Consider the following 20,671-nt stretch of genomic DNA (forward strand, 5'->3'; position numbering starts at 1 on the left):
CGGATATAAGGTCGCCGGCGCCGCACTGTCAAGCGAGGTTTTCCCCTCTGCTTGCATGTTTTTTCGCGCCATGATGGAAAGCGTGACCGGCGATCCGGCGGGCGGGGTTGAGTTCGACGCGGCGCGCCGATATGACAACCCATCTCCGGCCTTGCCATCGCATCCCGGATTGGACCAGTAGAGCGACAGACGGAAGTTTCCAGGAATGGCGCCGCGCATAGCAGTACTCGGGTGCGGATATTGGGGCAGCAATCACATCCGTACCCTGAAAGGGCTCGGTGCGCTGCAGGCCGTGTCCGATGCCAACCCGGCCCGGGCCGAGGGATTCGCAGCCGAGAACGACGTCGAGGCCATCGCGCCCGATGACCTGTTCGGGCGCGAGGACATCGACGCGGTCGTCATGGCGCTTCCGCCGCAATTCCATGCCGAGATGGCCATCCGGGCGGTGGAATCCGGCAAGGACGTCCTGGTGGAAAAGCCCATTGCCCTGTCGGTGCCGGATGCGGAACGGGCGGTCGCGGCCGCGCGGGCGCATGGACGCGTCTTCATGGTGGGCCATGTGCTGCGCTTCCATCCCGCCTTCGAGTTGCTGAAGTCGCTGATCGACGAGGGTGACCTGGGCGAGGTGAAATACATCCATTCGCACCGGCTGGGGCTCGGCAAGTTCCATACGGAGAATGACGCGCTGTGGGATCTGGCGCCGCACGACCTGTCGATGATCCTCGCGGTTACCGGGGCGCCGCCGCTCGAAGTGCGCGGCGAGGGCGCCGCCGTCCTCGATCACCTTTCCGATTTCGCGCATGTGCACATGCGCTTTCCCGGCGGGGTGCGCAGCCATCTCTTCTCCTCGCGGCTCAACCCCTATCGGGAGCGGCGGCTGACCGTGGTGGGAACGCGCGCCATGGCCGTGTTCGACGACGTGGAGACCTGGGACCGCAAGCTCGCCATCTACCGCCACGCGGTGTGGCAGGATTCCGGCCAGTGGGCCTTCACCACGAACGAGCCGTCCTATCAGCCGGTGTCGGAAGGCATGCCGCTGACGCGGGAGCTGCAGCACTTCATCCACTGCATCGAGACCCGCGAAGAACCGCGTACGGGCGGCGACGAGGCCATTCTCGTCCTGAGGATCCTGACGGCGGCGACCGTCAGCCACGACTGACTGCGTCACCCGTGGCGATGTCGTTTCCGGCGGATGGTGCGGCGGCCTAAACCGCCTCCAGCTGGCGCAGCATGGCCTCGGCGGTCTTCTCGCGCTCGGAACGGGCAATGAAGCCGCCGCCCCAGACGCGGGCCTCGCTGCCGGGGTCCGAATAGAGCACGCAGGCCTGACCCGGCGCGACGCCCGTCTCGCCGTCGAGCAGTTCCACCGTCGCCGTTCCGCCTTCCAGACGCAACAGGGCCGGCGCGGGCGGGCGGGTGGAGCGTACCTTCGCGAAGAGTTCCATGCCCTCTGCTGGCAGGTCCTCCAACGGGCCGTCGCCCAGCCAGTTCATGTCGCGCAGCCAGAGCTTGCGCGTTTCCAGCGCCTCGCGCGGGCCGACGATGACGCGGGCGCGGGCGGGGTCGATGTGAACGACGTAGAGCGGTTCCCCGGCCGCAACGCCGATGCCGCGGCGCTGGCCGATGGTGAAGCGCAGGATGCCGTCATGCTGGCCGAGCACGCGGCCGTCGATATGCACGATATCACCGGGCACGGAGGCTTCCGGCTTCAGCTTCGCGATGATGTCGGCATACTTGCCCTGCGGCACGAAGCAGATGTCCTGGCTGTCCTGCTTGCCGGCGACATCGAGGCCCATGCCTTCGGCCAGTTCGCGAACCTGCGGCTTGGACAGGCCGCCGAGCGGAAAGCGCAGGTAGTCCACCTGCTCCTGCGTGGTGGCGAAGAGAAACCAGCTCTGGTCGCGGTCGGTATCGACCGGACGATAAAGGGCGCGGTGGGCGCCTTTGGCGCGCGAGCGGATGTAATGGCCCGTCGCCAGCGCTGCGGCGCCCAGATCGCGGGCCGTCTTCAGCAGGTCATCGAACTTGACCGTCTGGTTGCAGGCGATGCAGGGAACCGGTGTCTCGCCGGCCATGTAGCTTTCGGCGAAGGGATTGATGACGGCTTCCTGGAAGCGCTTCTCGTAGTCCAGCACGTAATGGGGAATGCCGAGGCGCTCACAGACGCGGCGGGCATCGTCGATGTCCTGACCGGCGCAGCATGAGCCGGGCCGGTGCGTCGCAGCGCCGTGGTCGTAAAGCTGCAAGGTCACGCCGACGACATCGTAGCCTTCGCGTGCAAGAATGCCCGCGACGACCGAGGAATCGACACCGCCGGACATGGCGACCACCACGCGGGTGTCCTCGGGGCGGCCGGGAAGATCAAGACTGTTCATGTGTATTTCCGCCGGTTTCAAGGGCCGGTTTCCATTGCCATGCCCCTATATAGGACACTCCAGGCGAAAGAGCGAGAGGCAAGGCTGCAGGCCGAAGGAACGGTGCGTTCCGTCAAATGCCGTGCACTGCGCTTTCCGGGCATTAACCATGGTTACTTTAGCGTTACCGGGGGTTTAGGCGTTTCTTAAAAGGTGCGGCGCTAGTGTGTGCGGGTAAGGTCCTTGAGTTTGTGTAGAGAGTACAATGACCGATCTGGCGAGACCACGCGTGAAGTATGTCATCGGCCCGGACGGGAGTCCCCTAACGATCGCCGATCTTCCCCCGACCAATACGAGACGGTGGGTGATCCGTCGCAAGGCGGAAGTCGTCGCGGCGGTCCGCGGCGGTCTGCTGAGCCTCGAGGAGGCGTGCAGCCGCTACCGGCTGACTGTCGAGGAGTTCCTCTCCTGGCAGGCGTCCATCGACGATCACGGACTTGCCGGCTTGCGTACGACGCGCATTCAGCAATACCGCCACTGACGCGGAAGACGATGGCATTTCAAAGGGCCGGCTCCGCAAGGATGCCGGCCTTTCGCGCAAGTGGGTCAGCGATCCGCCAGGCGCGCCGCCGCCGCCGTCAGGATGACCGATGCGGCGAAGAACCAAAGGCCCGGCTTGGTCATCGCCGTCGCAAGGCCTGATGTCTTGGCGGCAAAGACCACGAGGGCCACCAGAACCACATCGAGCATGGACCAGCGCGACAGGCCGTGAAGCCAGGACGGCGCACGCGCGCCGGGACCGTTGGCTGCCGCGATGTGCAGGAGCAACAGCTTGGCCGATGGCGTGACGATGGAAAAGCCGGCGATGAGAACCGCGAGCGCGACGTCGCCCTGCCGCCACAGGCCGGTCACCATCTGGACCAGGGAGGGTTCGTCGGAAAAGATGAGCAGGCGCTCGATCTCGACCAGGGGCATGGTGATGCCGAGCACGAAGCTGGCGGAGGCGGCGAACAGGCAGAGGGCAAGGGCGGTGCGCATGCAACCGCTTTAGCCGAGCTCCGCCTTGATTGGAATGGTCCGGCAGGTGCCTTGGCGCCGGACAGAATGAAAGCCGCGCCGGAAACGCGGCCTCCGCTGATTCGGGTATCGCGGATGCTTCAGCCGATCATGGCACGCCGGCCGGCTGCCGGTTCACGACCACGGACATCGCGGTTTTCGAGCATTTCGGCCTTGCCCAGTTCGGCCTCGGCCTCCGCAAGGGCGGCTTCCGCCGCGTCGCGCTGGGCCTTCAGGTCGGCCTGGGAAGCCATCAGGTTCTCGCGGCGCTGACGGGCGGCCTTGGCGAAGGTCGGATAGGCGAAGTGACCCTGGTCGGTGATGCCGGCCTTCTTCTCCTCGTGACCGATCTGGACTTCCAGCTCGGCGGCCTTGCGGTCGAATTCCGCAATCATCATCTCGAGTTGCGCCAGCTGGCGCCGTTTTTCATTGACCTGAAATAGCTTCAGCCGAACCAGGTTATCGCGTGATTTCATGACTCGATACTCCAAACAAAACCACCCGGCCCCCTCACTTCGGCCGGCACTGACACGCCCGCAGGCGAAAGGTCCGCTCCGGAGCGGCCGAAAGGCTGACCCGGATGTCGTCCCGGTAACCTTTCGTTTACGGGCGTCGTTAATCATAGGAAGTGGAACTTAAGGCGCGGTAAAAAAAATCCGCGACCTTGGTTAAGACCGGCAAGTTTGAGTCATCTGAATCGGTTGGCAGCATATGTTAACGCTTTCGGATCGGCGAAAATTTCTGGAAAATGTTGTATTTGCAATGGTTTGTGACATGGAGCTGAGGTGGGGAGTGGGTGCTTGCAAATCCGATTCGGATTTTGTTAACCATTTCATGCCAGCCTCCGGATCAGGCAAGGACTGTTCCGCTCGTCAATGGCGCCATTGCCTGAACCGGGTGCGGAAAAGGGGATCGAAATGCGCGTTCTGCTGATTGAAGACGATAGCGCCACAGCACAGAGCATCGAACTGATGCTCAAGTCTGAGAGCTTCAATGTCTACACGACTGATCTCGGGGAAGAGGGGGTCGACCTCGGGAAACTCTACGATTACGACATCATCCTCCTGGATCTCAACCTCCCGGACATGTCGGGATACGAGGTCCTGCGCACGCTTCGCCTGTCGAAGGTGAAGACGCCGATCCTGATCCTCTCCGGCATGGCCGGCATCGAGGACAAGGTTCGGGGCCTGGGATTCGGTGCCGACGACTACATGACCAAGCCGTTCCACAAGGACGAACTGGTCGCGCGCATCCATGCCATCGTCCGCCGGTCCAAGGGTCACGCGCAGTCGGTCATCACCACGGGCGACCTGGTGGTCAACCTGGATGCCAAGACCGTGGAGGTCGGCGGCCAGCGGGTGCACCTGACCGGCAAGGAATACCAGATGCTCGAACTGCTCAGCCTGCGCAAGGGCACCACGCTGACCAAGGAGATGTTCCTCAATCATCTCTATGGCGGCATGGACGAGCCGGAACTGAAGATCATCGACGTGTTCATCTGCAAGCTGCGCAAGAAGCTCGATGCTGCGTCCGGTGGCCAGAATTACATCGAGACCGTCTGGGGACGCGGCTATGTGCTGCGCGAACCGGACGACATGCGCGAAAGCGCCTGACACCAGCCCCATATTCGCGCACGGCATTTCAGGCCCGCCATTTCCTGACCGGAATGGGCGGGCTTTTGCGTTGTCCGCTTTCGGTCGGGGCAAGTGAACAGCGGCGCCAAGCGGTATAGGGTTCGCGACACAGGCGACGCCCGCCAGACCATTGCCGGATGGATTTGCGGCGGCGCCGGGGGGATGTCTGTCAGGCGGCCCTTGATGCCTGGCGCGCCTGGACGGCCTTCTCGACCTGCTCGTGGAAGCGGGTGGTCAGCGACTGCCTGTCGAACGGCTTGAGGAGGTAGCCCGCGGCGCCGGCGCGCTTGGCGCGCATGATCGGCACGATGTCGAGCTCATGGACGAGAACGAGAATGATGGGCATGTGCGCCGGTTCCACCCAGCTTTTCAGCGTGGTGACGAACTCGGTCGGCGTGTAGTCGGGCAGCGTCCCGTCCAGGATGATGATTTCCGGCAATTCCGACCGGCACATGGCAATGCCCATCGCACCGCTTTCGGCTTCAAGGACCCGAAGCGTTTCGGACGACAGGATTCGCTTGGCAACCTTTCGGATGACTGCGGAATCATCGACGATCAGGCAACGCTTCATCGGTGCGCCTCTCTGGGGCTTGCTTATGTCTTCCTTTTTCCCTGCCGTCTCCCAAGCTAGGGCAGAGAGGTAAACAAGCGCCAAATGAAGTACGCCATTTTCGATTGTATCGAAAAAAGATCAGGATGCGGTCAGGACCACCTCGTCGCCGCTGGCACGGATGTCGATGGCCATGCGCGATTCGCGCGCCAGCAGGAGCGTGTAATAGGACTGCACCGAATGGGCGTCGACCGGCTCCTCCGGCACGTTTCCGCCGTGGAGTTCAAGGAACTTCGGCGGAACGCGGATCATCTTGCCGGTGGACGTCAGCGTGAACTTGGGCTGGGTGTCGGTGTTTTCCAGGCGCACCGTGATCTTGCCGCCGCGCGGAATCGTGGAATTGGCCACCAGGATGAGGTTCAGCAGCAGCTTCACCTTGTTTTTCGGCAGCAGCGCGCGCGCGCCGATCCACTCCAGTTCCGGCTTCTCGTTTGCAATGAAGGCCTTGGCGACGGCCTCGGCATCGCCGGTGTCAATCTGCATGCCGGCGGATCCGGCCGCGCCGAAGGCGATGCGGGCGAACTGGAGACGGGCCGAAGCATTGCGCGCCGATGCCCTGATCAGGGCCATCGCATCCTCGTCGGCCCCGCCCTCGTCGAGCAGTTCCAGCCCGTTGTTGATGGCGCCCACCGGCGAAATGATGTCGTGGCAGACCCGGCTGCACAGAAGCGCAGCGAGATCGGTTGCAGACAGCGTGAAAATGTCGGCCATGCCCTTACCCCTTCCCGTTCGATGCACCGGCGCCGCCGCGCAGGCTGCGAATCAAAGCAGTTCCGCTGGACAAGAGCGATACACAGCGACCCCGCCGCGGGCAAGGAAAGAGGGCAGGATCGCGGACCCGCGCCATGCTCCGGCCATGTTTGATTGCCAGTTTCGCGGTCGCTGGTATTAATCATGCGACAAGGGTTGCGGCGCTATGGTTCGCCGTGCCCCCGGATGGCAGAAACGGCCGATCAAAGAGCCACAAGCCATTCGACAGGAGACGGGTCAGGCAGTATGCGCTCCGCACGGAGACGTACGAGATGTGGGATTTCATGAAAACGACATTTGCCGTCCGGCTCGCCGCCGCATGCATGACGATGCTGGCGGTCCTTGCCGCTGTGCCGCAATCCGCCCGGGCAGCGGATACCTACGGAGCGCAGGAGATTGTCGACGCCGGTCACCGTTTCTTCGGTTCGACGACCGGTGGACTGGCGACGCTTGTCGAGCGCATCTTCTCCCAGTACGGCCTGCCGAACGGTTACGTGCTTGGCGAGGAAGGTTCGGGGGCGATCGTCGGCGGGCTGACCTATGGCGAGGGGATGCTCTTCACCAAGAACGCCGGCGACCACAAGGTGTTCTGGCAAGGGCCTTCGATCGGCTGGGATTTCGGCGGCCAGGGATCGCGCACGATGATGCTGGTCTACAACCTTGAACAGGTCGACCAGCTTTACCGCCGTTTCCTCGGCGTATCCGGATCGGCCTATGTTGTGGCCGGTCTCGGCTTCCACGTGCTGAAGAACAACAGCCAGCTCATCGTTCCGATCAAGACAGGAATAGGCGCGCGGCTCGGCCTGAATGTGGGCTATCTGAAGATGACCCGCAATCCGACGTGGAATCCGTTCTGACGCCGCGGATGCCAGTGCCGCGCGGTTGCCGGGCGGCCCGGCCTTAACCCTGGAAACAATTGCCGGCGTTCCCTGTCCGTTTTCGAGTGGATTTCGAACAGGGCTTCGTGGCAACCTGAATGCGGCTGCGACCGGATGTGCGCGGCCGTCTCGGGTGATCTGGCGGGTGTTTCGTGATCGAGTCGGCACTGTTCTTCATTCTCGGTTTCTTTTGCGCCGCATTCCTGGCGCTCATGGTGGCCCCTGCCATCTGGCGCAGGGCTGTCTTCCTGACCCGCCGCAAGATCGAGGCGTCGGTTCCGCTGACGCTCAACGAAATCGAGGCGGACAAGGACCGGATGCGGGCCGAGTTCGCCATGTCGACCCGGCGGCTCGAAATGAGCGTCAAGGCACTCAAGGACAAGGCTGCCCTCCACCTGGCCGATATCGGCCGTTATCGCGACGAGATCCGGCGCCTCGGCGATGAGCTGGAGGAAAGGACGGCCCTGGTCGGTGAACTGGAAGCGAAGGGCGCCGCCTTGCGTTCCGAACTGGCATCCCGGGAAGAGCAACTCGACAACACGGATGAGGCGCTGCGGGCGGTCGAGGCCCGGCTGGAGGCCAAGGCACTGGAATACGAACGCATGCGCGAACATGCCGAAGAGCTTTCGGTCACCTCGTCGGAGCGGCAGGTGGAACTGGTTGCGCGGGAGGCCGACGTGGAACGGCTGTCAGGGGACGTCGAGGGCCTGCGCGCGCAGCGCCGCGACCTCGAAGCCGCGGCCCGCGAACGGGAACAGGAAGCACGGACGGCGCGCCGCGAAATGGCGGAAATCGCGAAGCGGCTTGAACTGGCGGAGCGCAAGAACGAGCGCCTGATGTCGACGCTGGCGGATCTGGAGGAGCGGCTCGACCGTCGCGAGAAGGACGTCGCGCGGCTGCGCGAAGACATGAGGGACGGGCGAAAGCGGATCGACACGGCGACAATGGATGCCGCGAGCGCGGAGGCGGAAAAGGCGCAGATGGCTGGCGACCTGGCAGGCATGAGCCTGCAGATGTCGGCGCTGCTTCAGAACGGTACCGGCGCGGATGTCGAGAAGGCTGTCGGCCTGCTGGGCCAGGATCGCGAGCGGATGAGCAGGCAACTGGCGGAAGCGACCGCCATCAACGAGAAGCTCGACGAGCAGATCGCCGGGTTCAAGCGCGCCAAGAGCGACGACTGGCAGGAGCAGAAGCGGCAAAATGCCCTCCTGCGCGAGCAGATCAACGACCTGACGGCCGAGGTGGTGCGGCTGACGGCGGAAATGGAAGGGCCGGATTCGCCCATCCATGCCGCGCTGAAGCGGCGCAGCAGCCTGGAGGAGGCGGGCGCCGGCGCTGCCGGTGGCGGTGCGGGCGAGGTCGTCAGCCTGGCAGACCGGGTCCGGGCCCTTCAGAAATCGGCGGCGGCAAAGGCGGAGTAGCGCGCCGTGGGGCCGGGCCGGCGAGATCAGGCACCGGCGAGCGCATGGAAATGGCTGAGCGCGATGGCGCCCGCGGTCGCGACATTCAGGCTGTCGAAGTCCTGGCGCATCGGAATGCGTACGGTTTCCAGTCCCGCCATCAGCGAGGGCGGCAGGCCCTCGCCCTCCGTTCCCAGCAGCAGGGCGATGCGTTCGCCTGCGATCGTGTCCTGCAGGCGGGTCGACCCGGAAGGCGAAAGCGCAAGCACACGGTATCCCGCCGCCTGAAGGCAGCCGGTCATTTCCTCCGCTGTGCCCGCACGGGCGAAGGGCACCTTCAACGCGGCGCCCACGGAGACACGGATGGCCTTGCGGTAGAGCGGGTCGCAGCATTCGCGGTCGAGAAGTACCCCGGCAGCGCCGAAAGCGGCGGCATTGCGGAAGATGGCGCCCATGTTGTCGTGGTTGGCTATCCCGACGAGAGCGACGACAAGCGACGGATCTTCCGACCGGGCAAGGATATCGCCGGGTCCGTCGCTGTCGCGCCGTTCGCCGAGCGCCAGGATTCCGCGGTGGACCGGAAAGCCGGCAATGGCGTCCATGACCGCGCGGTCCGTCACGTAGACCGGCATGTCCGCATCGGCGAGCGCAAGCGTGGCGGACATGCCCGGCAGGCGGTTCTCCAGGATGAGCGCGGAGCGGGCACGAAAGCGCCGGGCGGAGAAGAGCACGTTGAGGACGACCTTGCCCTCGGCGATGAACAGACCCTCCCGTCCGGCCAGATCGCGCTCGCGGATGTCGCGATAGGCCGCGATGCGCGGATCGTCCGGTGTGTCGATGCGGATGGGCGTCATCGGCCGGTCTTCGGCTTCCAGCGGGCCAGGAGTGCCGAATTGGTGACCACCGAGACCGAGGAAAAGGCCATGGCCGCACCCGCGAAGACCGGGGACAGGACGCCAAGGGCTGCCAGGGGGATGCCGATCACGTTGTAGATGAAGGCCCAGACCAGGTTCTGGGTGATCGTGCGTTTCGTCTTTGCCGCGATCTCCAGGGCGGCCGGCACAAGTCTCAGGTCCGGGCGCATGAGCGTGATGGCGGCGGCCTCGCGGGCCACATCCGTGCCGGACGACAAGGCGATGCCCAGCGTCGCGGCGGCGAGCGCCGGACCGTCGTTGAGGCCGTCGCCGACGAAGGCCACCCCACCGGTCCCGCTCTCCTTCATGGCGCGCACGGCCTCCACCTTTTCTTCCGGTGCCAGGCCGGCGCGCACATGGCTTACACCGATCCTTGCGGCAATCGCGTCAGCAGCGGCCTCGTTGTCTCCGGTCAGCATCACGGCGTCGAGACCTTTCGCCCGCAGCATGGCAACGGCCTGTGCGGCTTCCTCGCGCGGCTGATCTGAAAAGGCGATGGCACCCGCCAACCGGCCGTCCACGGCGACCGCAGCGGTCGTGCCCGAGGCAGCGAGCCGTTCAAGCAGCGCATCGGCCTGGGCGGCGTCAACGCCTTGCGCAGCCATGAGGCGGGCATTGCCGACGGCGACAAGGCGGCCGTCTACGGTTCCGGTCAGCCCTTGCCCGGGGACGGCCGTGACGCAGGATGCCGGCCGCAATGCAAGATTGGCCGCCTTGGCCTTGTCGACGAGCGCTTCGGCCAGGGGATGTTCGCTGGCGGCCTCCAGCGACGCGGCCAGCGTCAGCAATTCGGCGACGGCGATCCCGGTCGCGGCCGGATCGGCCGGCTGAAGAGCGGAGACGCGCGGCTTGCCCAGGGTCAGGGTGCCGGTCTTGTCGAAGGCGATGGCCTCGATCCTGCCGGCGGTTTCCAGCGTCTCGATGTCGCGGATCAGGATGCCGGCCCTTGCGGCGGCGCCGGTTCCGGCGGCCAGCGCTGTCGGGGTGGCGAGGCCGAGCGCGCAGGGGCAGGCGATGACGAGCACGGAGACCGCCGCCAAGAGTCCGCTTTCGGCGCTGCCGCCGATCAGCCACCAGCCGAGAAAGGTGATGACCGCGACAACCAGGATGACGGGAACGAAAATGGCGGAAATCCGGTCGACCAGCCGCTGGATGGGCGCGTTTCCGCGCTGGGCTTCCTCGACCAGTCTTGTCATGCGCGCAAGGCGGGTGTCGGCGCCGACTGCCGTCACCTCGATCTCGAGGACGCCGGAACCGTTCACCGTGCCGGTGATCACGGGATCGCCGGGGCGGCGCTCCACGGGCAGGCTTTCGCCGGTGACCAGCGATTCGTCGATCGCGGTCTCGCCGGTCCGGACGATGCCGTCGCAAGGAACCTGCCGGCCCGGGCGGACCAGAACGCGGTCTCCGGGAACCAGATCGCCTGCCGGTACCGTCTGCGGACCCTCCGGGCCGATGCGTTCGGCACTGCGTGGCTGAAGACGGCCCAGCGCCGAAAGGGCTGCCGATGCTCCCTGCCGGGCGCGCGCTTCGAGGTATTTTCCAAGCATGACGAGCGTGAGCACGACCGCCGCGGCCTCGAAATAGAGATGACCGTGACCGTGGCCGGCGATCACCTGCCAAAGCGACCAGAAAAAGGCGACCGAGGTGCCGATCGAGACGAGAACGGCCATGTTGGCGCCGCCGCCGCGCAAGGCAGAAAATGCCTCGCCGTAGAAGCGGGTGCCTGAGACCAGCATGACACCGGCCGCGAGCACAGCCTGCAGCCAGGGCGCCATCATGGCCTCGCCCGTGCCCAGCATGGCCGGCGCCATGGCAATCACAAGCGGCAGGGACAGGGCAGCCGAAACGAGTGTCCGCAGAAGCGTCTGGCGTTCCTCGGCCCGGCGCCGCGCGGCCTGTGCCTCGTCGGCCTCGCGCTGGCGTGCGGCATCGGACACGCGCAATTGCGCCCCGAAGCCGGCCCTGCGGATCGCATCGGCCAGTCCCTGCCGGTCTGTTCCCGCGCCAAAGTCGATTGCCGCGCGTTCGAGCGCCAGGTTGACCTGCGCCCTTTGCACGCCCGGCACGCGGGCCAGCACCTTCTCGATTCGTGACGCGCAGGCCGCGCATGTCATGCCCGTGACGTCGAATTCGGCGTGATCCGGCTGGCTTGTCATGGCGTCAGGCGCCTGTGGCCAGGGCGGCGTCGAAACCGGCATCCTCGACCGCGCCGACAAGGGCATCCGGCGCCGCGCCGTCATGGTTGATCCTGGCCTGGCCCGTGTCCAGGTCGATGTCCACGGACGAGACGAGAGGAAGGGCGGACAGGGCATTGGCGACCGACTTGACGCAGCCGCCGCAATGCATGCCTTCTATGATGAGTGTGGTCTGCATTTCGGGTCTCCTGAAGTTCAGGAGACTCATATGTCGCTTCCAGTCACTGGAAGGTCAAGACCGGCCCGGCAATTTGCCGGGCCGGTCAGGCGGCATGTCAGTGCGCCGCGTGAAGTCCGGTCCCGTGCCCGCGGGAATCGCTGCGCCTTGCATCGTCGAGCAAACCCAGCACGCGCGGCGCAAGTCCGCAGGCAAGACGGTAGTAGATCGTCTGGCCATCGCGACGCGTGGCCACCAGGCCTTGGGCCCGGAGTTTGGCCAGATGCTGGGAGAGCGCCGACTGGCTGAGATGGACGCGGTCCGCAAGGGCGCCGACGGAGAATTCCGTCCCGTCCAGCAGGCACACGATCTCGATGCGCTTCGCGTTGGCAAGCACGGTGAGGTATGCCGCAGTTTCCTCGGCACGTTTCATGACAGTTTGTAGTGACATCGCCCCGGTACCACCCTTTGTAAAGGCAAGTTGACATTGCAGAACCCCGGGGGCAAGGGTTCCAGTTCGCACACACGTATTAGGAAACATGATCTGAGCGCTTCCGCAAGGGAAAAAACAGCAACACGTTTTGCGTTTCGCAACAGTCTTTACAAGTTATTGAATTTACACCATTAAGTGTGTTTCGAAAAAATGCAATCGAGCCTGTTTTCTGAAACGTAAGCGCGAATCACCGGCTTGCGCCGAGCGATGCCAGGCGTTGGCAAACTTGTCCGGGCATGTCAGCCGGACGGTCGAAAGCCAGACGTTCCGCCCGGCCCCGGATCGTCAGGTCGATGCCGCCGGGATCGACGCCGGTCGCCGTCACTCCCCGGTCCGGCAGGCCTGCGGCCCGCGCCGCGGCAAGCAGTCGCGGGCGGCCCTCGTCATGCAGCCATTCCAGAAGGCGGTGCTGCTCCGTCGCGAAGCGCGCCGATGCGTTCCCGTCCGACAGCAGGTCGGCTGCCGCCAGGCGCCAGGCACGGCCGAAACCGCCATTCAGGCTTGCCGCCTGGGGCAACAGGGCATGGAAGGAGAAATCGGCGAAACCGGCATAGAGCGCAGCCTTCGGGTTGGCGGCGAGATAGCGCATCCTGGCCTGGCGGCCTTCTTCCGCGTCGCGGTCCAGTTTCACGGCCCGGCATGCGATTGTCATGCGCGGATGAGCGAGCGGATCGCCCTTTCCGGGTTCGCCAACGAGGATCGAGCATCGGGGATCGCCGGCAAGACCGGCCGTGTGACCGGCGAGCGTGGATACGAGGATGAGCGGCGTTCCGTCCACCGCCGTCGCCAATCCGACGCGGCTGACCATGGGCGTTCCGGTCTGCGGATCAAGCACGGCGAGCGCGCCATGACGCGCGGTCCTCAGCAAACGGCTGGCAAGATGGCGGGCCTCGTCGTCGGCAGGCCTTGCCGGGTCGCCACGCTTGTCCGTCATGTCGTCTGTCCTGCCCGCCTGGCAATCATGGCACATGCGGGCAGGATCATATCAGCACTGACAGGAAACAGGCAGGGCAATCAGCGCGGCGCCATGCGGATGGCTCCGTCGAGACGGATCGTCTCGCCGTTCAGCATCTGGTTCTCGACGATGTGAATGGCGAGCGCGGCATATTCCGCCGGATCGCCGAGGCGCGGCGGGAAGGGGACCTGCTGGCCCAGCGAAATCTGCGCGTCTTCGGGAAGGCCCGCCATCATCGGCGTCTTGAAAAGACCCGGCGCGATGGTCACGACGCGGATGCCGGAGCGTGACAGGTCCCGGGCAATGGGAAGGGTCATGCCGACGACGCCGCCCTTGGATGCCGAATAGGAGACCTGGCCGATCTGGCCGTCAAAGGCCGCGACAGAAGCCGTGTTGATGATGACGCCACGTTCGCCGCCGTCCAGCGGGTCCATGTCCTGGCACTTCTCCGCCATCAGCCGGATCATGTTGAAGGAGCCGACCAGGTTGACATTCACGGTGCGCTGGAACACCTCGAGGTTGAGCGCGCCTTCCTTGCCGACGGTCTTGCCGACAGTGCCGATGCCGGCGCAATTGACGAGGATGCGCGGCCAGTCGCCGAGCTTTTCCTTGATCTCGGCCATGGCGGCGACGCCGCTTTCGGCGCTCGATACGTCACAGCGGATTGCTGCGCCGCCAATGTCGGCGGCGACGGCTTCCGCGCCCTTCATGTTGACGTCGAGGCAAGCCACCTTCGCCCCGTTCGCGGCCAGCGCGCGGGCGGTCGCTTCGCCCAGTCCCGAACCACCGCCGGTCACCGCGGCCACTAGTCCCTTGATCTGCATGTTGTCTCCTCCAAAGGCGAGCAGAGATAGTTATGATCTGTAATGATCGGGATTGTAGGACGGACGCGCGGGGCGTTGCAATGGCAAAGCCCCGGGCAGCGGGCGGATGCCACAGCTTGCTTGCCCGGAACATGCAGACGGGCGGCCAGGGCCGCCCGCCGCAGGTCACGCTGCAAGTCCGCTCAATGGGCGAACTTGCGGATCTCGCCCGACTTCAGGCGCGAAAGGTAGCTGTCCAGTTCGCGCTTGACGATGGGCATCAGCAGGTAGAGCGCAATCACGTTGACCACGGCCATGGCGAAGATCGCGGCATCGGAGAAGTCGATGACGGGACCCAGATTGGCAGAGGCGCCGATGATGACGAAGATGCAGAAGATCACCTTGAAGGCCAGTTCCTTGGTGCGGCCCTCGCCGAACAGGTAGGTCCATGCCTTCAGCCCGTAATAGGACCAGGAGATCATGGTGGAGAAGGCGAACAGGATGACCGCCAGCGCGAGGACGTAGCTGAACCAGCCGAAGGCCGAGGAGAAGGCCGCCGAGGTGAGCGCCACGCCGGTATTGCCGTCGATGGTCTGGATGGCCGAACCGCTCTCGTTGAGCAGGTAGAGGCCCGTCTCCGCGTCGCTGACCAGTTGCCCGGTGATGATGATGACGAGCGCCGTCATGGTGCAGATGACAACCGTGTCGATGAAGGGTTCGAGCAGGGAGACGAAGCCCTCCGTGATCGGCTCCTTGGTGCGCACCGCCGAATGGGCGATGGCCGCGGAGCCGACGCCCGCCTCGTTGGAGAAGGCAGCGCGCTTGAAGCCCTGGATGAGGGCGCCGACCATGCCGCCGGCCACGCCGAGGCCGGTGAAGGCGCCTTCGATGATCTGGCCGAAGGCCCAGCCGATCTTGTCGGCGTTCATGAGGATGATGACCACGGCGGCGGCCACATACATGATGCCCATGAACGGAACCACCTTCTCGGTGACACGGGCGATTGATTGCAGGCCGCCGACGATCACGGCGAAGACGATGCCGGCGAAGATGACGCCGGTAATCCAGCCGGGATAGTCGCCGATGACATTGGACAACTGCGCGTGGGCCTGATTGGCCTGGAACATGTTGCCGCCACCCAGCGCGCCGAGGATGCAGAAGATGGAGAACAGGATGGCGAGCGCCTTGCCGCCGGGCAGGCCGCGCTCGGCGAAGCCCTTGGTCATGTAGTACATCGGTCCGCCGGAGACGGTCCCGTTCGGGTATTCGTTGCGGTATTTGACGCCGAGCGTGCACTCGGTGAACTTGGACGCCATGCCCATGAGCCCGGCCAGGATCATCCAGAAGGTGGCGCCCGGTCCGCCAATGCCGATGGCAACGGCCACGCCGGCGATGTTGCCGAGGCCGACCGTGCCCGAAAGCGCCGTGGCGAGCGCCTGGAAGTGGGATACCTCGCCAGCGTCATTCGGGTCGGAATAGTCGCCCCGCACCAGCGCGATCGAATGGGGAAACGCCCGGAACTGGATCAGCCCGAAATAGATGGTGAAGACCGTGGCGGCGACGACCAGCCAGGCGACGATCCAGGGGAAAGACGTTCCGGGCAGGGGGCTGAAGATGAAGTTCACGAACCAGCCTGTCGCGCTCGAGAACACCGCATTGATGGTGTCGTCGAGAGACTGCGCGTTTGCCGGAATCGTGGACATGGCGAGGGTGATGACGGCCGCGGCCGCCGCAGGAAAAATGCGTGTCATGATCTGGTATCCGCTTCCTGTCAGGGAACGATGGTGCAGGGCACCGGCGAGCTTTGGGCGAGACTGCCGGCCACGGATCCGAAGATCCGCGAGGAAAGCTCGCTGTTGCCGCTGCGGCCGATGAAGATCTGGCTTGCATCGCGATCGCGGATGACGGCCGACAAGGTGTCGGCGACATGCCCGTAACGGATGACGCCATCGGTCTCGATGCCCATGCCGCGCACCTCGGCGATGACCGGATCGAGAATGGCCTCCTGCGCCCTGGCCAGTTCCTCCTTGCGGCGCATGTGCCGCTCTTCCAGTTCCGTGGGGGTGAGGAACGAGTAGGGGGACCATTCCAGCACATGGGCGACGATGATCGTGGCGCCCTGTGCCCTGGCCTTGCCTATGGCGAAATCGAGTGCGCGCCTCGCGGGCGCGCTGCCGTCATAGCCGACGACGAAACGTTCAGACATGCTGACCTCCCTGGTTGCAATCCGGCTCCTCCAAGCCGTGGAAGGATTGTGGCGGGAGTCGGGCATGAAAGGTTCCCTGATTTTCTTGCGTATCGGGAAAATTTCGGAAAAATAAGTCACATCAAAGTAATATTCGGGAAAATTTGCCATGGATGAGTTTGATCAGAAGATACTTTCTTGCTTGCAGGATGACGGCCAGATGTCAATGGCGCGCCTCTCGGACGTCGTCGGCCTGTCGCTGTCGGCCTGCCACAGGCGGGTACGCGCGATGGAGGCGAAGGGGATCATCGCCTACTACGCGGCGCGTCTGGACCGGCGGAAGGTGGGGCTGGAAATCCAGGTGTTCATCGAGGTCAAGCTGGTGAGCCAGCGCAAGGCCGACATCCACGCCTTCGAGGAGGCGATCAAGCGGATGCCTGAAATCCTGGAATGCCACCTGATTTCGGGCGAATCCGACTATCTGGTTCGCGTCGCGGCGCGCAACACGTCGGAGTACGAGTCGCTTTACCGCAACCGGTTGTCGGAAATACCGTCGGTATCCCAGATGAAGACGCATCTGAGCCTGTCGACGGTCAAGGAATTCCGCGGGTTCTACCTGGGGCGGTGAGCCGCGTCCGGTCCGGCCGTGTGTCCTGCGCTGTCGGACCGCTGGTAGCGGGCAATCGCCGCGACGATCGCGTCGGCATCCACCTCGCCGATGATCTTGCCGCGTTCGACGACGCCGAACGAGCCCTTGCGGCTGGCCGCCAGGTCGATGAGTTCGCGCAGGCCCGTTTCCGGCGTGACCGTGCCGGCGGCCGCCTGGCCGGTGCGGCTGACGCCCGGGCGCATGACGTCGCGGGCCCGCAGCACCGAGACCGGGTTCATGTGCGCGACGAAATCCGACACGTAGTCGTTGGCCGGTTGCAGCAGGATCTCCTGGGCGGTGCCGCACTGGATGATGCGCCCGCCCTCCATGATGGCGATGCGGCTGCCGATCTTCATGGCCTCGTCAAGGTCGTGGCTGACGAAGACGATGGTCTTTTTCAGGCGCTCCTGCAGGTCGAGCAGCTCGTCCTGGAGGCGGTTGCGGATCAGCGGATCGAGCGCGGAGAAGGGCTCGTCCATCAGCAGGATGGGTGCGCCCGTGGCAAATGCGCGGGCCAGGCCGACGCGCTGCTGCATGCCGCCCGACAGTTCCTCCACCTTGCGATCGGCCCAGGCGGACAGGCCGACCAGGTCGAGCTGTTCGCGCACCTTCGCGTCGCGTTCGGTCTTCCCCATGCCGGAAAGCTCAAGCCCGAGGCCGACATTGTCGGCGACGCTGCGCCAGGGCAGCAGGGCGAATTGCTGGAAGACCATGGAGACGTGGCTGGACCGGATCTCGCGCAGGCTCTTCTCGCCGGCGGCACCCACCTGGCGCGGTTCTCCCCCGCACCAGATCGTCACCTCGCCGCGGGTGATCGGGTTCAGCCGGTTGATGGCGCGCAGCAGGGTGGACTTGCCGGAACCCGACAGGCCCATCAGGACAAGGATCTCGCCTTCGGCGATGTCCAGCGAGCAGTCGTGAACGCCGAGCACCTGGCCGGTGCGCTCCTGGATATCGGCCCGGCTCATGCCCTCGTCGGCCAGCGCCATGGCGCTTTCCGGCTCGTCGCCGAACATGATGCAGACATTCTCGATGCGGATGGCGGGATGGTCTGTCATTTCTCACGCCCAGCGCGGAACATGCGGTCGAGCAGGATGGCGACGACGACGATCACGAAACCGGCCTCGAATCCCAGAGCCGTATTGACCGTGTTGAGCGCGCGCACCACCGGCACGCCGAGGCCGTCGGCGCCGACAAGGGCGGCGATGACGACCATGGACAGCGACAGCATGATGGTCTGGGTGAGGCCGGCCATGATCTGCGGCACGGCCCATGGCAGCTCGACCTTCCACAGCAACTGACTGCGCGAGGCGCCGAAGGCCAGGCCCGCCTCCAGCAATTGCGGCGGCGTGGAGGACACGCCGAGATGGGTCAGGCGGATCGGCGCGGGCAAGACGAAGATCGCGGTCGCGATGAGGCCGGGAACCATGCCGATGCCGAAGAACACGATGGCCGGGATGAGATAGACGAAGGTGGGCAGGGTCTGCATCAGGTCGAGCAGGGGGCGCAGGGCGGCGTAGAGCCGGGGCCGGTGGGCGGCGGCAATGCCGATGGGCACGCCGACGCCCATGCACAGGATGCAGGACGAGATCACGAGTGTCAGCGTTTCCAGCGTCTCGTCCCAGTAGCCCTGGTTGATGATGAAGAGGAACCCCGCCCCGGTGAGCGCCGCCACCGCGAGCGAGCGACGCAAGGCAAAGGCAAGCGCGGTGAAAAGCAGGGTGACGAGGAGCGGATGGGGCCAGGACATCACGGCGAGCAGGCCGTCGATCAGGGTCTCCATGACCGATGCCAGGCCATCGAAGAACCAGCCGAGATGATCGGTCATCCAGTCGACGACCGCGCGCGCGGTCTGGCCGACCGGGATCTTGTTGTCCGTCAGGAAATCCATGCGATCCGTTGCCCAGGGACAGAAGGAACGGGCCCGGCGGTTTTACCGGGCCCGGCGTTCTTCACAGGCCGAGGGCGGCCTTGACGGCTGCCTCCGCATCGCCGCCGTCCCTGGTGGTGACGCCGTCCAGCCAGCCCATCACCGTATCGGGATTGGCCTTCATCCAGTCCGTTGCCGCGACGGCCGGATCCTTGCCCTCGTCGAGGATGGCGCCCATGATCTGGTTCTCCATCGCCAGCGAGAACTTGAGGTTCTGAAGCAGCTTGCCGACATTCGGGCATTCGGCGACATAGCCGGCGCGGGTGTTGGTGTAGACCGTGGCGCCACCGAGGTCGGGGCCGAAGAAATCGTCGCCGCCGGTCAGGTAGGTGAGATCGAAATTGGCGTTCATCGGATGGGGTTCCCAGCCAAGGAAGACGATGGGTTCGTCGCGCTTGGAGGCGCGGCCCACCTGGGCCAGCATGCCCTGTTCGGAGGATTCCACCACTTCGAAACCGGACAGGCCGAAGGCGTCCTTCTCGATCATGTCGAGGATCAGGCGGTTCCCGTCATTGCCGGGCTCGATGCCGTAGATCTTGCCGTCGAGCGCTTCCTTGTTCTTGGCGATGTCGGCGAAATCCGCGATGCCGAGATCGGCGCCGGCCTTGTTGGTGGCAAGCGTGTATTTCGCGCCTTCCAGGTTCTCGCGCACGGTGTCGACGCTGCCGTCCTCGCGATAGGCCTTGATGTCGCCTTCCATGGTCGGCATCCAGTTGCCGAGGAAGACGTCGATGTCGTTGTTCTTCATGGAGGCATAGGTCACCGGCACCGAGAGGACCTTGATATCCGTGCCGTAGCCCAGCGCCTTGAGCACCTCGGTCGTGGCGGCGGTGGTGGCGGTGATGTCGGTCCAGCCGACATCGGAGAAGCGCACGGTGGCGCAGCTTTCCGGCTCGGCCGCAATGGCGGGGGTGGCAATGGCTGTTGCTGCGGCAAAGGCTGCGGCGAGGATCATTCGCATGAAGGCTCTCCCATTTCCTGTTCATTGATCGCGCACACCCTTACAGATCAGGGCGCGCTCGGATAGGTTTTTTGCAAGTCCGCCACATTCGTGCGCGATTTGCAAGGCTTTATTGAATGAGTGTTCAATAAAGAGACCGGAAAAGGACCGCCGCATGCCCAAGGTCGGCATGGAGCCCATACGCCGCAAGACGCTCATCGAGGCGGCCATCGCGGCCATCCACGACAAGGGATCGCTGGATGTCACGATCAGCCAGATCGCGCGCCATGCCGGGGTGAGCCAGGGGCTGGCGCACCACTATTTCGGTTCCAAGGAAGCGCTGCTGCTGGCGGCCATGCGCCACCTGCTGTCCGAATACGGTGCGGCGGTTCGCCATGCGCTCGGCCAGGCCTCCGGCCCGCGGTCGCGGGTTTCGGCCATCATCGCGGCCTCGCTGGCGCCCGAGCAGTTCCGGCCCGAGACGGTATCGGCCTGGCTGGTCTTCTACGTGCATGCGCAGGGCTCGGAGCCGGCCCGGCGGCTCCTGTCGGCCTATCACGGGCGGCTTCGCTCCAACCTGATCGATGCGTTGCGGCCGATCGCCGGCGCGAAGGCGGGCGCCATCGCCGAAGGCGTGTCGGCCCTGATCGACGGCTTCTACATCCGGGCGGCGCTGGGCGCGATACCCGAGGAGGCGGGATCGGCACAGGCCATGGTGGAAGCCTATGTGGACTGCATGACGGCGGGGCAATAGACGGACGGGCA

23 protein-coding genes are annotated in these 20,671 nt (G+C 65.0%); 7 read left to right on the top strand and 16 right to left on the bottom strand.

What is annotated here, in order from left to right; translation table 11 throughout:
* Positions 1-205: 205 nt before the first annotated feature.
* Positions 206-1,159 carry a Gfo/Idh/MocA family protein gene (locus ACLB6G_RS10825; RefSeq protein ID WP_410356183.1) on the top strand — a complete coding sequence of 318 codons (954 nt, stop codon included), beginning with the start codon at positions 206-208 and terminating at the stop codon, positions 1,157-1,159.
* A 46-nt stretch (positions 1,160-1,205) separates the two neighbouring features.
* On the opposite strand, the gene mnmA is transcribed toward ACLB6G_RS10825, so the two are convergent.
* Positions 1,206-2,381 carry a tRNA 2-thiouridine(34) synthase MnmA gene (gene mnmA / locus ACLB6G_RS10830; protein WP_410356425.1) on the bottom strand — a complete coding sequence of 392 codons (1,176 nt, stop codon included), beginning with the start codon at positions 2,379-2,381 and terminating at the stop codon, positions 1,206-1,208.
* A 238-nt stretch (positions 2,382-2,619) separates the two neighbouring features.
* Between mnmA and sciP the strand changes: the two genes are divergently transcribed.
* On the top strand, positions 2,620-2,895 hold the full coding sequence (gene sciP, locus ACLB6G_RS10835; RefSeq protein WP_099306123.1) for a CtrA inhibitor SciP: 276 nt from the start codon (positions 2,620-2,622) through the stop codon (positions 2,893-2,895).
* A 65-nt stretch (positions 2,896-2,960) separates the two neighbouring features.
* Here sciP and ACLB6G_RS10840 read toward each other — a convergent pair whose 3' ends face one another.
* Positions 2,961-3,392 carry a paraquat-inducible protein A gene (locus tag ACLB6G_RS10840; RefSeq protein ID WP_410356184.1) on the bottom strand — a complete coding sequence of 144 codons (432 nt, stop codon included), beginning with the start codon at positions 3,390-3,392 and terminating at the stop codon, positions 2,961-2,963.
* A 119-nt stretch (positions 3,393-3,511) separates the two neighbouring features.
* Positions 3,512-3,886 (bottom strand): flagellar export protein FliJ, encoded by a 375-nt coding sequence (locus ACLB6G_RS10845; protein WP_410356185.1) that lies wholly within the window; start codon positions 3,884-3,886, stop codon positions 3,512-3,514.
* 441 nt (positions 3,887-4,327) lie between these two features.
* Here ACLB6G_RS10845 and ctrA point away from each other — a divergent pair, with 441 nt between their 5' ends.
* On the top strand, positions 4,328-5,023 hold the full coding sequence (gene ctrA / locus ACLB6G_RS10850) for a response regulator transcription factor CtrA (protein ID WP_410356186.1): 696 nt from the start codon (positions 4,328-4,330) through the stop codon (positions 5,021-5,023).
* Between the two features lie 190 nt (positions 5,024-5,213).
* On the opposite strand, the gene ACLB6G_RS10855 is transcribed toward ctrA, so the two are convergent.
* Together ACLB6G_RS10855 and chpT are read right to left on the bottom strand one after the other, a co-directional pair.
* On the bottom strand, positions 5,214-5,615 hold the full coding sequence (locus ACLB6G_RS10855) for a response regulator (RefSeq protein WP_410356187.1): 402 nt from the start codon (positions 5,613-5,615) through the stop codon (positions 5,214-5,216).
* 120 nt (positions 5,616-5,735) lie between these two features.
* Complete coding sequence (gene chpT, locus ACLB6G_RS10860; RefSeq protein WP_410356188.1) at positions 5,736-6,365, bottom strand: histidine phosphotransferase ChpT; 630 nt, start codon at positions 6,363-6,365, stop codon at positions 5,736-5,738.
* 362 nt (positions 6,366-6,727) lie between these two features.
* Here chpT and ACLB6G_RS10865 point away from each other — a divergent pair, with 362 nt between their 5' ends.
* Together ACLB6G_RS10865 and ACLB6G_RS10870 are read left to right on the top strand one after the other, a co-directional pair.
* Positions 6,728-7,261, top strand: a complete 534-nt coding sequence (locus tag ACLB6G_RS10865; RefSeq protein WP_410356426.1) for a DUF1134 domain-containing protein — start codon at positions 6,728-6,730, stop codon at positions 7,259-7,261.
* Between the two features lie 173 nt (positions 7,262-7,434).
* Entirely contained in the window at positions 7,435-8,703 is a 1,269-nt protein-coding gene (locus ACLB6G_RS10870) for a coiled-coil domain-containing protein (RefSeq protein WP_410356189.1), read from the top strand.
* A gap of 26 nt (positions 8,704-8,729) precedes the next feature.
* Here the strand turns inward: ACLB6G_RS10870 and ACLB6G_RS10875 are convergent, their stop codons facing one another.
* The 8 genes from ACLB6G_RS10875 to ACLB6G_RS10910 form a co-directional block, all read right to left on the bottom strand.
* A complete protein-coding gene (locus tag ACLB6G_RS10875) occupies positions 8,730-9,536 on the bottom strand; it encodes a TrmH family RNA methyltransferase (RefSeq protein WP_410356190.1) in 807 nt (268 codons plus the stop codon).
* A complete protein-coding gene (locus ACLB6G_RS10880) occupies positions 9,533-11,755 on the bottom strand; it encodes a heavy metal translocating P-type ATPase (RefSeq protein ID WP_410356191.1) in 2,223 nt (740 codons plus the stop codon). Before ACLB6G_RS10880 ends, ACLB6G_RS10875 begins: the two co-directional genes overlap by 4 nt.
* A 4-nt stretch (positions 11,756-11,759) precedes the next feature.
* On the bottom strand, positions 11,760-11,972 hold the full coding sequence (locus ACLB6G_RS10885) for a heavy-metal-associated domain-containing protein (protein WP_410356192.1): 213 nt from the start codon (positions 11,970-11,972) through the stop codon (positions 11,760-11,762).
* A 97-nt stretch (positions 11,973-12,069) separates the two neighbouring features.
* On the bottom strand, positions 12,070-12,384 hold the full coding sequence (locus ACLB6G_RS10890) for an ArsR/SmtB family transcription factor (protein WP_410356193.1): 315 nt from the start codon (positions 12,382-12,384) through the stop codon (positions 12,070-12,072).
* Between the two features lie 247 nt (positions 12,385-12,631).
* On the bottom strand, positions 12,632-13,378 hold the full coding sequence (locus ACLB6G_RS10895; RefSeq protein ID WP_410356194.1) for a HugZ family pyridoxamine 5'-phosphate oxidase: 747 nt from the start codon (positions 13,376-13,378) through the stop codon (positions 12,632-12,634).
* An 80-nt stretch (positions 13,379-13,458) separates the two neighbouring features.
* A complete protein-coding gene (locus ACLB6G_RS10900) occupies positions 13,459-14,223 on the bottom strand; it encodes a 3-hydroxyacyl-CoA dehydrogenase (RefSeq protein ID WP_410356195.1) in 765 nt (254 codons plus the stop codon).
* Between the two features lie 182 nt (positions 14,224-14,405).
* Entirely contained in the window at positions 14,406-15,953 is a 1,548-nt protein-coding gene (locus tag ACLB6G_RS10905; RefSeq protein WP_410356196.1) for an alanine/glycine:cation symporter family protein, read from the bottom strand.
* A gap of 20 nt (positions 15,954-15,973) precedes the next feature.
* The gene (locus tag ACLB6G_RS10910) at positions 15,974-16,408 is read right to left on the bottom strand and encodes a universal stress protein (RefSeq protein WP_410356197.1); all 435 of its coding nucleotides are present in this window, start codon (positions 16,406-16,408) and stop codon (positions 15,974-15,976) included.
* A gap of 148 nt (positions 16,409-16,556) precedes the next feature.
* Here ACLB6G_RS10910 and ACLB6G_RS10915 point away from each other — a divergent pair, with 148 nt between their 5' ends.
* On the top strand, positions 16,557-17,015 hold the full coding sequence (locus ACLB6G_RS10915) for an Lrp/AsnC family transcriptional regulator (protein ID WP_410356198.1): 459 nt from the start codon (positions 16,557-16,559) through the stop codon (positions 17,013-17,015).
* On the opposite strand, the gene choV is transcribed toward ACLB6G_RS10915, so the two are convergent.
* The 3 genes from choV to ACLB6G_RS10930 form a co-directional block, all read right to left on the bottom strand.
* A complete protein-coding gene (gene choV, locus ACLB6G_RS10920) occupies positions 17,000-18,094 on the bottom strand; it encodes a choline ABC transporter ATP-binding protein (protein WP_410356199.1) in 1,095 nt (364 codons plus the stop codon). The two genes, ACLB6G_RS10915 and choV, sit on opposite strands and share 16 nt — an antisense overlap.
* The gene (gene choW / locus ACLB6G_RS10925) at positions 18,091-18,927 is read right to left on the bottom strand and encodes a choline ABC transporter permease subunit (RefSeq protein WP_410356200.1); all 837 of its coding nucleotides are present in this window, start codon (positions 18,925-18,927) and stop codon (positions 18,091-18,093) included. The genes choV and choW overlap by 4 nt, the downstream gene beginning before the upstream one ends.
* 61 nt (positions 18,928-18,988) lie before the next feature.
* Entirely contained in the window at positions 18,989-19,927 is a 939-nt protein-coding gene (locus ACLB6G_RS10930) for a choline ABC transporter substrate-binding protein (protein ID WP_410356201.1), read from the bottom strand.
* A 154-nt stretch (positions 19,928-20,081) separates the two neighbouring features.
* Here ACLB6G_RS10930 and betI point away from each other — a divergent pair, with 154 nt between their 5' ends.
* Positions 20,082-20,660 (top strand): choline-binding transcriptional repressor BetI, encoded by a 579-nt coding sequence (gene betI, locus ACLB6G_RS10935; protein WP_410356202.1) that lies wholly within the window; start codon positions 20,082-20,084, stop codon positions 20,658-20,660.
* Positions 20,661-20,671 lie beyond the last annotated feature (11 nt).

The sequence above is a fragment of the Zhengella sedimenti genome (genome assembly GCF_046506625.1).
In the GTDB taxonomy this organism is placed as follows: domain Bacteria; phylum Pseudomonadota; class Alphaproteobacteria; order Rhizobiales; family Rhizobiaceae; genus Zhengella; species Zhengella sedimenti.

What these genes read in the sequence shown, in the direction of transcription:
- ACLB6G_RS10825 (WP_410356183.1), top strand. Translation starts at nt 206, where the DNA reads ATGGCGCCGCGCATAGCAGTACTCGGGTGCGGATATTGGGGCAGCAAT.
- sciP (WP_099306123.1), top strand. Translation starts at nt 2,620, where the DNA reads ATGACCGATCTGGCGAGACCACGCGTGAAGTATGTCATCGGCCCGGAC.
- ACLB6G_RS10840 (WP_410356184.1), bottom strand. Translation starts at nt 3,392, where the DNA reads ATGCGCACCGCCCTTGCCCTCTGCCTGTTCGCCGCCTCCGCCAGCTTC.
- ACLB6G_RS10845 (WP_410356185.1), bottom strand. Translation starts at nt 3,886, where the DNA reads ATGAAATCACGCGATAACCTGGTTCGGCTGAAGCTATTTCAGGTCAAT.
- ctrA (WP_410356186.1), top strand. Translation starts at nt 4,328, where the DNA reads ATGCGCGTTCTGCTGATTGAAGACGATAGCGCCACAGCACAGAGCATC.
- ACLB6G_RS10855 (WP_410356187.1), bottom strand. Translation starts at nt 5,615, where the DNA reads ATGAAGCGTTGCCTGATCGTCGATGATTCCGCAGTCATCCGAAAGGTT.
- chpT (WP_410356188.1), bottom strand. Translation starts at nt 6,365, where the DNA reads ATGGCCGACATTTTCACGCTGTCTGCAACCGATCTCGCTGCGCTTCTG.
- ACLB6G_RS10865 (WP_410356426.1), top strand. Translation starts at nt 6,728, where the DNA reads ATGACGATGCTGGCGGTCCTTGCCGCTGTGCCGCAATCCGCCCGGGCA.
- ACLB6G_RS10875 (WP_410356190.1), bottom strand. Translation starts at nt 9,536, where the DNA reads ATGACGCCCATCCGCATCGACACACCGGACGATCCGCGCATCGCGGCC.
- ACLB6G_RS10880 (WP_410356191.1), bottom strand. Translation starts at nt 11,755, where the DNA reads ATGACAAGCCAGCCGGATCACGCCGAATTCGACGTCACGGGCATGACA.
- ACLB6G_RS10885 (WP_410356192.1), bottom strand. Translation starts at nt 11,972, where the DNA reads ATGCAGACCACACTCATCATAGAAGGCATGCATTGCGGCGGCTGCGTC.
- ACLB6G_RS10890 (WP_410356193.1), bottom strand. Translation starts at nt 12,384, where the DNA reads ATGAAACGTGCCGAGGAAACTGCGGCATACCTCACCGTGCTTGCCAAC.
- ACLB6G_RS10895 (WP_410356194.1), bottom strand. Translation starts at nt 13,378, where the DNA reads ATGACGGACAAGCGTGGCGACCCGGCAAGGCCTGCCGACGACGAGGCC.
- ACLB6G_RS10900 (WP_410356195.1), bottom strand. Translation starts at nt 14,223, where the DNA reads ATGCAGATCAAGGGACTAGTGGCCGCGGTGACCGGCGGTGGTTCGGGA.
- ACLB6G_RS10905 (WP_410356196.1), bottom strand. Translation starts at nt 15,953, where the DNA reads ATGACACGCATTTTTCCTGCGGCGGCCGCGGCCGTCATCACCCTCGCC.
- ACLB6G_RS10910 (WP_410356197.1), bottom strand. Translation starts at nt 16,408, where the DNA reads ATGTCTGAACGTTTCGTCGTCGGCTATGACGGCAGCGCGCCCGCGAGG.
- ACLB6G_RS10915 (WP_410356198.1), top strand. Translation starts at nt 16,557, where the DNA reads ATGGATGAGTTTGATCAGAAGATACTTTCTTGCTTGCAGGATGACGGC.
- choV (WP_410356199.1), bottom strand. Translation starts at nt 18,094, where the DNA reads ATGACAGACCATCCCGCCATCCGCATCGAGAATGTCTGCATCATGTTC.
- choW (WP_410356200.1), bottom strand. Translation starts at nt 18,927, where the DNA reads ATGGATTTCCTGACGGACAACAAGATCCCGGTCGGCCAGACCGCGCGC.
- ACLB6G_RS10930 (WP_410356201.1), bottom strand. Translation starts at nt 19,927, where the DNA reads ATGCGAATGATCCTCGCCGCAGCCTTTGCCGCAGCAACAGCCATTGCC.
- betI (WP_410356202.1), top strand. Translation starts at nt 20,082, where the DNA reads ATGCCCAAGGTCGGCATGGAGCCCATACGCCGCAAGACGCTCATCGAG.